The 6,756-nt window shown below is 24.0% G+C and carries 12 protein-coding genes; all 12 read right to left on the reverse strand.

What is annotated here, in order from left to right; translation table 11 throughout:
* Positions 1 to 59 precede the first annotated feature (59 nt).
* The 12 genes from IC213_RS19040 to IC213_RS19095 all read right to left on the reverse strand — a co-directional run bounded on the left by IC213_RS19040 (position 60) and on the right by IC213_RS19095 (position 6,516).
* A complete protein-coding gene (locus tag IC213_RS19040; protein ID WP_227863468.1) occupies positions 60 to 437 on the reverse strand; it encodes a hypothetical protein in 378 nt (125 codons plus the stop codon).
* Positions 409 to 1,194, reverse strand: coding sequence for a hypothetical protein (locus IC213_RS19045; RefSeq protein WP_227863469.1), 786 nt, complete (start codon positions 1,192 to 1,194; stop codon positions 409 to 411). The genes IC213_RS19040 and IC213_RS19045 overlap by 29 nt, the downstream gene beginning before the upstream one ends.
* A 273-nt stretch (positions 1,195 to 1,467) precedes the next feature.
* The gene (locus IC213_RS19050) at positions 1,468 to 1,956 is read right to left on the reverse strand and encodes a hypothetical protein (RefSeq protein WP_227863470.1); all 489 of its coding nucleotides are present in this window, start codon (positions 1,954 to 1,956) and stop codon (positions 1,468 to 1,470) included.
* Between the two features lie 233 nt (positions 1,957 to 2,189).
* Positions 2,190 to 2,729, reverse strand: coding sequence for a hypothetical protein (locus IC213_RS19055; RefSeq protein WP_227853408.1), 540 nt, complete (start codon positions 2,727 to 2,729; stop codon positions 2,190 to 2,192).
* A gap of 124 nt (positions 2,730 to 2,853) precedes the next feature.
* Positions 2,854 to 3,054: a hypothetical protein gene (locus IC213_RS19060; RefSeq protein ID WP_227863471.1), complete on the reverse strand. Its 201-nt coding sequence runs from the start codon at positions 3,052 to 3,054 to the stop codon at positions 2,854 to 2,856.
* A complete protein-coding gene (locus IC213_RS19065) occupies positions 3,029 to 3,376 on the reverse strand; it encodes a hypothetical protein (RefSeq protein WP_227863472.1) in 348 nt (115 codons plus the stop codon). Before IC213_RS19065 ends, IC213_RS19060 begins: the two co-directional genes overlap by 26 nt.
* A gap of 41 nt (positions 3,377 to 3,417) precedes the next feature.
* Positions 3,418 to 4,002, reverse strand: coding sequence for a hypothetical protein (locus IC213_RS19070; protein WP_227863473.1), 585 nt, complete (start codon positions 4,000 to 4,002; stop codon positions 3,418 to 3,420).
* A gap of 90 nt (positions 4,003 to 4,092) precedes the next feature.
* Positions 4,093 to 4,704: a hypothetical protein gene (locus IC213_RS19075; protein ID WP_227863474.1), complete on the reverse strand. Its 612-nt coding sequence runs from the start codon at positions 4,702 to 4,704 to the stop codon at positions 4,093 to 4,095.
* A gap of 65 nt (positions 4,705 to 4,769) precedes the next feature.
* On the reverse strand, positions 4,770 to 5,720 hold the full coding sequence (locus IC213_RS19080) for a hypothetical protein (RefSeq protein ID WP_227863475.1): 951 nt from the start codon (positions 5,718 to 5,720) through the stop codon (positions 4,770 to 4,772).
* Between the two features lie 12 nt (positions 5,721 to 5,732).
* Positions 5,733 to 5,873: a hypothetical protein gene (locus tag IC213_RS19085; protein WP_227863476.1), complete on the reverse strand. Its 141-nt coding sequence runs from the start codon at positions 5,871 to 5,873 to the stop codon at positions 5,733 to 5,735.
* A 67-nt stretch (positions 5,874 to 5,940) separates the two neighbouring features.
* A complete protein-coding gene (locus IC213_RS19090) occupies positions 5,941 to 6,198 on the reverse strand; it encodes a hypothetical protein (RefSeq protein WP_227863477.1) in 258 nt (85 codons plus the stop codon).
* A 129-nt stretch (positions 6,199 to 6,327) separates the two neighbouring features.
* A complete protein-coding gene (locus IC213_RS19095) occupies positions 6,328 to 6,516 on the reverse strand; it encodes an AbrB/MazE/SpoVT family DNA-binding domain-containing protein (protein WP_167640929.1) in 189 nt (62 codons plus the stop codon).
* Positions 6,517 to 6,756: the final 240 nt, after the last annotated feature.

A 6,756-nucleotide genomic window follows, 5' to 3' on the forward strand; every position in this document is an offset into this window, starting at 1 on the left:
CCCTTTCGGAGTTATTTATATAATAATTTATTTTTTTAAAATGGTTATTTTAATCACTATTAACTAATTTGATGATATTCTCTCCAATCAAAATTGTCACCCTCTTTTTTTAGCCACCAATAATCCTCATGTGAACAACCATGACATTTTTTACATATCTCCCAAGGATCATAGAAGTCTAATCCAAGACCTTCTAGGATACTATTTAACCCATGTCTTTCTTCTGGCATGACTCTATCACCTATAAAATCTCTTATATTCTTATCATTAGGCTGATAATCAAGCCTTAAATCTGTGTAGTCATATAGTAGTGGTGGCAAATAATTTATATTATCTACTGTATCATACAATTTAAAACTAAATTTATCTTTATCTTCATCATAAATAAAATCACCTATGGGAATATCTTTAAACATTAGTGTATATTTGTCCAACATAATGTAATCTCTCCTTAACTAAATTAAATATCATTTCTATTCTAGTTTTTGAAATAACATCTTTATATTTTAATAATATTTTTTCTATATCTGAATCAGCAAAATTTAAATTTATTTGTGGAAGTTCTTTTATTAATTTTATTTGTGAGTAATGTTTATTTGCAAAAGGTTTAGCTTTATCATACTTTTTTTTATTAAAAGGTTTAGTTTTCAATAATTTTAAAGTTTCTATATCTAACATGGAATATAAGCTCAATCCATTATCAAATATTGGTGCAAATCTAATTTCATTCGTTTTAATATTTTTTATATATCCAAAATTATTATAATGTCTGTCAATATTGTTGACAATGAAATCAAATATTAACATTTGATTTAAAAACTCTTTAAAGTTTGGGAAATCATCTATAATTGTATCATAATCCACTTTTCTATTATAATGTTTTCTCATAGTTATAAATTGTTCTTCATTGTCATTTAAAAAATTTAAACTTCTACACACAAGTATATCTTGTTCTTCAAAATCTGAATTTCCCTTTGTATGAACTTTTACTAAATCATATTGTATATTATTTGCATTTAATAAGTTTCCTATGTCACTACATATACATTCAGTAACAGGTTCTAGTGGACTAAATTCTCCAAAAAATAAAGTACCTGTCTTATAATAATAATTTGAATCTTTCCATTTATAATAAACACCTTTGGAACTTCCAATACCTGCAAAAGTATTTAAGTCTTCAGTCTTATAAAGCACAATCTTCACTTCCATCCATTTTTTTAATTCTGTTATAATATTAATCTTAACAAAAAGTATTAACTTTTACACTATCTTTTAAACCATATTTATTAATAATGATGTTTAATTGAGAAAAAGGTAATATAATTACTCTTTTCTCAATCATTTAACTATAGTGTAAATCCTTTAAATTTACCATCTTTAACTATAAAGTATAAACCCATTGTAGACCATCTATAAGCATCATACAGGCTTATTGTATGTATATCTTTTATATAACATATCATAATATCATTCTCCTACATAAGCTTTTATACAATTATTCAAATCATCTAAATTATCTAATGTTAAATACCAATCACCCATACAAGAAGGATAAAAATAATATTTATTATATTTCTTCATACATACAATTGAACTTCCATCATTTAGAAACACTTTAATGTTTCCATTGTTATTTAACTTATTAATCACATATACATTACTTGAATGACTTATAGTATTTGATAACTCTTTATAAGTATTAACTGCATTATCCAAATCCTTTTTATTTTTAAAACTATAGTTCCAATCACCTAGACAAGCTGGATAGAAATTATAAACTTGCTTTTTAGTATCATACAAAACTACACTTTCATCTTCTAACACTTCAATAACTCTATCTGTAGTTTCTACATAAAAATTATCTAATTCGGCAGCCTTAACTTCTATTGCTCCAATAACTCCGATAATAATTAAACCTAATAACATTCCTATAATCATACTTTTTAAATTTTTCATTTTAGTACCCTCCTAGTTTATAATTACGAACTCGTACAAGCCTGTATAAGCTCTTTGAATAACTTCTTAATGTATTTATACCTTTGCATTTTTATAATTTTTAAAATCGTTTTATCAAATCACTATCATTATCAATTAATCTATAGTAATATACCTATAATAATAGTGATTTGATAATTTGAATATCCTATTAAAAATATAATTTTAAACACTTTATTACTTCATATTTTATATTAAAGATATGACACTCTTTTATATAAAACATAATCTTCATCTATATAAAAATCATAGTCATTAATCTCATCATCAACATATGTCATTATAAATGCTTCAAACAAATAACTTTCACTTTCTTGCATTGTCATATTATTAAATTCTTTTAAAACATTTTCTTTTAATTCTTCAATCATTAAATTAAATTTATTTTCTAATATCTTATAATTTTCCTCGTCATAATCTGTGTGTTTTAATTCATTTTGTATAGCTATAGTTTCATAAAGAATTGTATCATCATTATTGTGAAATAATTTATGGTCGCCATTTGCTCTTATAACTCCTTCAAGAAATCTATCTTTATTACGAATATTTATATAATTATCGTTGTAAATATCAATTGAATAATTTGACAATGAGTCTTCAAAATAAACTAATGTTTGACTTACTATGTACATCTGATTATCTTCATAATCTTTTCTTATATACTCTCTTAACTTACTATTTGTTTTATAAACTCTTTTTAATTCTTCTCTATTTAAATCAGTTATTTTTTTCATCTTCTTTATATCCTCCCAATTTATTTTTTATTTTTATCAAGTTACTATCATTATCAATTGATGTATAACTTTATATAAACAATGATAGTAACTTAATTTATGTAATCAATTAAACTCATATATTCTAATCAATTAGTTCGTATATTCCATAACCATTATTTTTTGTCTTATTCACTTCCTCAAGTAACCATGATTGTATCATTGTCATATCTTTACCTTTTATTTTATTAGTATATGCTATTAAAACATCTATATTTTTTTTATCTTTTTTTACTTCTATTAAAACTTTCTTAGAATTGCTATTTTGCCATGCCCATATTATCATAGTAATTAATTTCTCCATATATAGAATACAATTTTAATTTACCACCTATAACCATCCATATTTCTTCCCATTTAGGCATTTCATCCATTTCAAATAAATTTTCATTATCATAATTGAATTTTAATTCTGCTATTCTAACACATTCTTTAAAATCATTTAAATTTTTAACACTATCGAATAATAAAATTATTTCTTCCCAATTTGAATTTAATGGTACATTTTCACTCTTTTTAAATCTTTGCATTTCAGCTTTATCACCATTAAATTCTTGAGATACATAATATATCTCATTTTCTTTATACACTAATATTCTTCTTGTCATGACTGCCTCCTGATTATATTAAAATTAATATTTTATTTACTTTAATACTTAATTTTGATATCCTGTAATCTATTAAATATATTGATTTTCCAATTGTAAATCTTTTTAAAATGTTCTGTAAGAGTCTCATTTTGTTCTTTTATATATTGTTCTTTCAAAAGGATTTCTTTTTCTATTTGTGTTATTAAATCTTCAATATTATTACTTCCATATTCTAATTTAGAATTATTATACTTATCTCTAAGAGAATAAAAAGAAGTATTATCTGAGTAACTTTGTTTATACAAACTTAACATTAATAATTGATTATCAAGTTTACATACTTCTGTAAATAAGATTTTATTTTCTATTATTTTTTTATTATTTTCTATTATTTTTCCAATTTGATAACATGCTCCACATATGCAACTATTAAAATCCATATTACATAAGAATAAACTATCATTTATTCTATGATATAAATTATTATCTATAATATAATAATTTCTTGAACTATTAAACCTCATATCTTCTACCCATTTTCCGTTTGAATGTTTACAATACTTTATTATTTCATATTCTTTTATTAAATTTCCAAACTTGTCTTCAAATTGTTTAAAATTTACGCTTCTTAATTTATTTTCCATCTTGTTTACCGCCATTTTCTATTTTTTATTAAGAGTTTAATTTTATTTACTTTAATGCTTAACCACCTGTTTTTAAATATTTGACTATATCTAGTAATTAACTGGTATTTTTAATAATCTATTATCTTTACTCATTCCTATTTTGTATAAGTCTTTTTCAAATGTATAACATCTAATAGTTATAGACTCTTCATCCATAGACTGAAGACTTATTTTAGAATATTTTTCTCCTAATTTTTCCATTATTTCTTTATCTATTTTTTCATAAGCTTTATTTCTTGCTATAGTTCTTTTTCTGTTCAATTTATGGTCATCCATTAAATTATACTCATTTCTATTCCCATGCACTCTGTAGCCTTCCATCCAGTCTAAAACCTCTATAGTGTCAAACTTACAATTAAGATTTTCATTTATATAATTTGTTAATTCCCTTTTTGAATATCCCTTAAAAAATGTATTATTCAATTTTATTCTTGAAATATTTACATCAGTTGATATGCTTAAATTAAAACAATGGTCAATATGTGTATACCACCCAAATCTTTTTACAATTTTGCAATTTTGCATATTTCCGCTTAATTCTAAATATATTTTATCTCCATTTCCATCTATAAAGGCAGTTCTAATTCTATAATTTCCAACATCTGAACCTTCTTCGTAAATATCCATAGCTACACCTTCAAATAATAATACTTTTTTCATTTTTATATCCTCCTAATATTTTATATCAACTTAAAAGTTGAATTTTATTTATATTCTTATATTCATTACTTTATTTTTACTTCTATTCCAGTTATCTCTTTAAAAATATCAGCATCAAAATTAGGTATGTCCATAATAATTTTCTTTTCTTCTTCAGTTAAACTATCCCACATATCTTTATACATCTCTTTGAATGTAGAAAATACTTTCAAATAACCATGATCGATTAAATATTCTGGATTATTTTCCTTTTCTTCTTCTGTCATGTCATCAATGCGAATCCATTTTTCTAAATAATTATTTCTTTTTAAAATATTTCGTGCCTCGCTATTCATCCAATCCTCATATGTTAAATTAGTTTCTTTATTAAATATTCTAATCTTTGGAACATCTGTACAAAATATACCTGCATTATAGTCTCCTATGTTCCATTCTCCTGTATTACATTTTCCTATATTATAATTTCCTGTATTAGAATCTCCCACATTACAATATCCTGTATTGTTATCCCCTATATTATCATGTCCTGAATTACGATTCCCTCTATTGTCATCTCCTGTATTCCAATCTCCTGTATTCCTATCACCTGTATTCCAATCTCCTGTATTCCTATCACCTGTATCGTAACTTCCTATATTACCATGTCCTGTATTCCTATCACCTGTATTGCTATGTCCTGTATTACAATCTCCTTTATTATAACTCCCTATATTACTATCATCTGTATTACAATCTCTTGTATCTACATTATTTTTATTATCAATTAAGCTATCATAATCTAATTTTAAATCGAATAATAAATTATATACTTTTGTATCCGTTATAGTAAATACTTCCCAACTTACAATGTCACATATTCCCTTATCTTTTAAATCAATTTCACCTGTATTATTTTCAATATAATCCTCCACTAATTCAACTATTATATTTTTTCTAGTATATTTTTTTACATTTCTTACAAGTACTTGAAAAACTGGATGGTCTTCATTATCGTAAAATACTACTATTCTATTCATGTTATTACCTCCTTATAATTTATTAGCCTGTTTCAATAATTCTAATTGATTGCTATTTCCATATTTTAATAAAATACTTTCTGTATTGCTCCAATAACTACTATCTAAATCTTTTTCAAACAACAATTTTATCTTGATTATTAATTTTTTCATAATTTATTCCCCTTTCAATTTTTTTATTGGAAGTGGCGTTTTTAAAGAACGCCCTAAAACTTTTAATTTAGTTATTTGATGACAGTATTAATAGAGTATCTTTTCCATACTTGTCATAGTCAAAATATCTTTCAAGTATTTCTTTAGCTAAATATTTAATATTTTCTGATTCTCCAATGTAAAGTTTAGCAAATTCAATAGTATCCATATTGTTGTAGTATTCTATTTCATCTTCATCTATATAGTCATCAATTATTCTGCTTTTATAAGGCTCTAAATCTCTTGCAAAAGCTTCTAAATCAAAATAACAATAAAGGTTTTTCATTTTTATATCCCCCTTTTTTTATTTATTCTGTCCGAATGATTTGTTAAATTTTTTTATTTGGTTTGTGTATTTTTATTATAACGCATTCTGTCCGAATAAGTCAAGTGTTTTTTTGAGTAGATTTTACATCTACTCAGTTATTTTTTCTATTATTATTTTTTCCCCATCAAAAGTTAGTGTAACTTCCCTATCTAATTTAGTTATATCCATTTGTTTAATCCAATTAGTAGGAATTGTTATTCTATTTGTGACTGAGCCTTTACTTGCAGTTCCTCCACTTGTAGTAAATAATACTTTTGCTTTTCTCTGTTCATACATTCATCGTACCTCCAATGATATTATTGTTTAATAATACCATATTAAAGAGTTATATAAAAGACACTCAATACTTTAAGTGTCCTTTTTATGTACTACTTTATTTAATTGATTTAAGTCTTGCAATCTCATTCCAATTTTTAGATGTAGCCATTTCTACAAAATTCATATTATTGTCAATTCTATCTAGATGCTTATCTACTTCGTTTATATCTGTTTTAGCAATAAGTATATCTTTGTGTA

The organism is Clostridioides sp. ES-S-0049-02 (assembly GCF_020658465.1).
Classification (GTDB): domain Bacteria; phylum Bacillota; class Clostridia; order Peptostreptococcales; family Peptostreptococcaceae; genus Clostridioides.

What these genes read in the sequence shown, in the direction of transcription:
- IC213_RS19040 (WP_227863468.1), bottom strand. Translation starts at nt 437, where the DNA reads ATGTTGGACAAATATACACTAATGTTTAAAGATATTCCCATAGGTGAT.
- IC213_RS19050 (WP_227863470.1), bottom strand. Translation starts at nt 1,956, where the DNA reads ATGAAAAATTTAAAAAGTATGATTATAGGAATGTTATTAGGTTTAATT.
- IC213_RS19055 (WP_227853408.1), bottom strand. Translation starts at nt 2,729, where the DNA reads ATGAAAAAAATAACTGATTTAAATAGAGAAGAATTAAAAAGAGTTTAT.
- IC213_RS19060 (WP_227863471.1), bottom strand. Translation starts at nt 3,054, where the DNA reads ATGATAATATGGGCATGGCAAAATAGCAATTCTAAGAAAGTTTTAATA.
- IC213_RS19065 (WP_227863472.1), bottom strand. Translation starts at nt 3,376, where the DNA reads ATGACAAGAAGAATATTAGTGTATAAAGAAAATGAGATATATTATGTA.
- IC213_RS19070 (WP_227863473.1), bottom strand. Translation starts at nt 4,002, where the DNA reads ATGGAAAATAAATTAAGAAGCGTAAATTTTAAACAATTTGAAGACAAG.
- IC213_RS19075 (WP_227863474.1), bottom strand. Translation starts at nt 4,704, where the DNA reads ATGAAAAAAGTATTATTATTTGAAGGTGTAGCTATGGATATTTACGAA.
- IC213_RS19080 (WP_227863475.1), bottom strand. Translation starts at nt 5,720, where the DNA reads ATGAATAGAATAGTAGTATTTTACGATAATGAAGACCATCCAGTTTTT.
- IC213_RS19085 (WP_227863476.1), bottom strand. Translation starts at nt 5,873, where the DNA reads ATGAAAAAATTAATAATCAAGATAAAATTGTTGTTTGAAAAAGATTTA.
- IC213_RS19090 (WP_227863477.1), bottom strand. Translation starts at nt 6,198, where the DNA reads ATGAAAAACCTTTATTGTTATTTTGATTTAGAAGCTTTTGCAAGAGAT.
- IC213_RS19095 (WP_167640929.1), bottom strand. Translation starts at nt 6,516, where the DNA reads ATGTATGAACAGAGAAAAGCAAAAGTATTATTTACTACAAGTGGAGGA.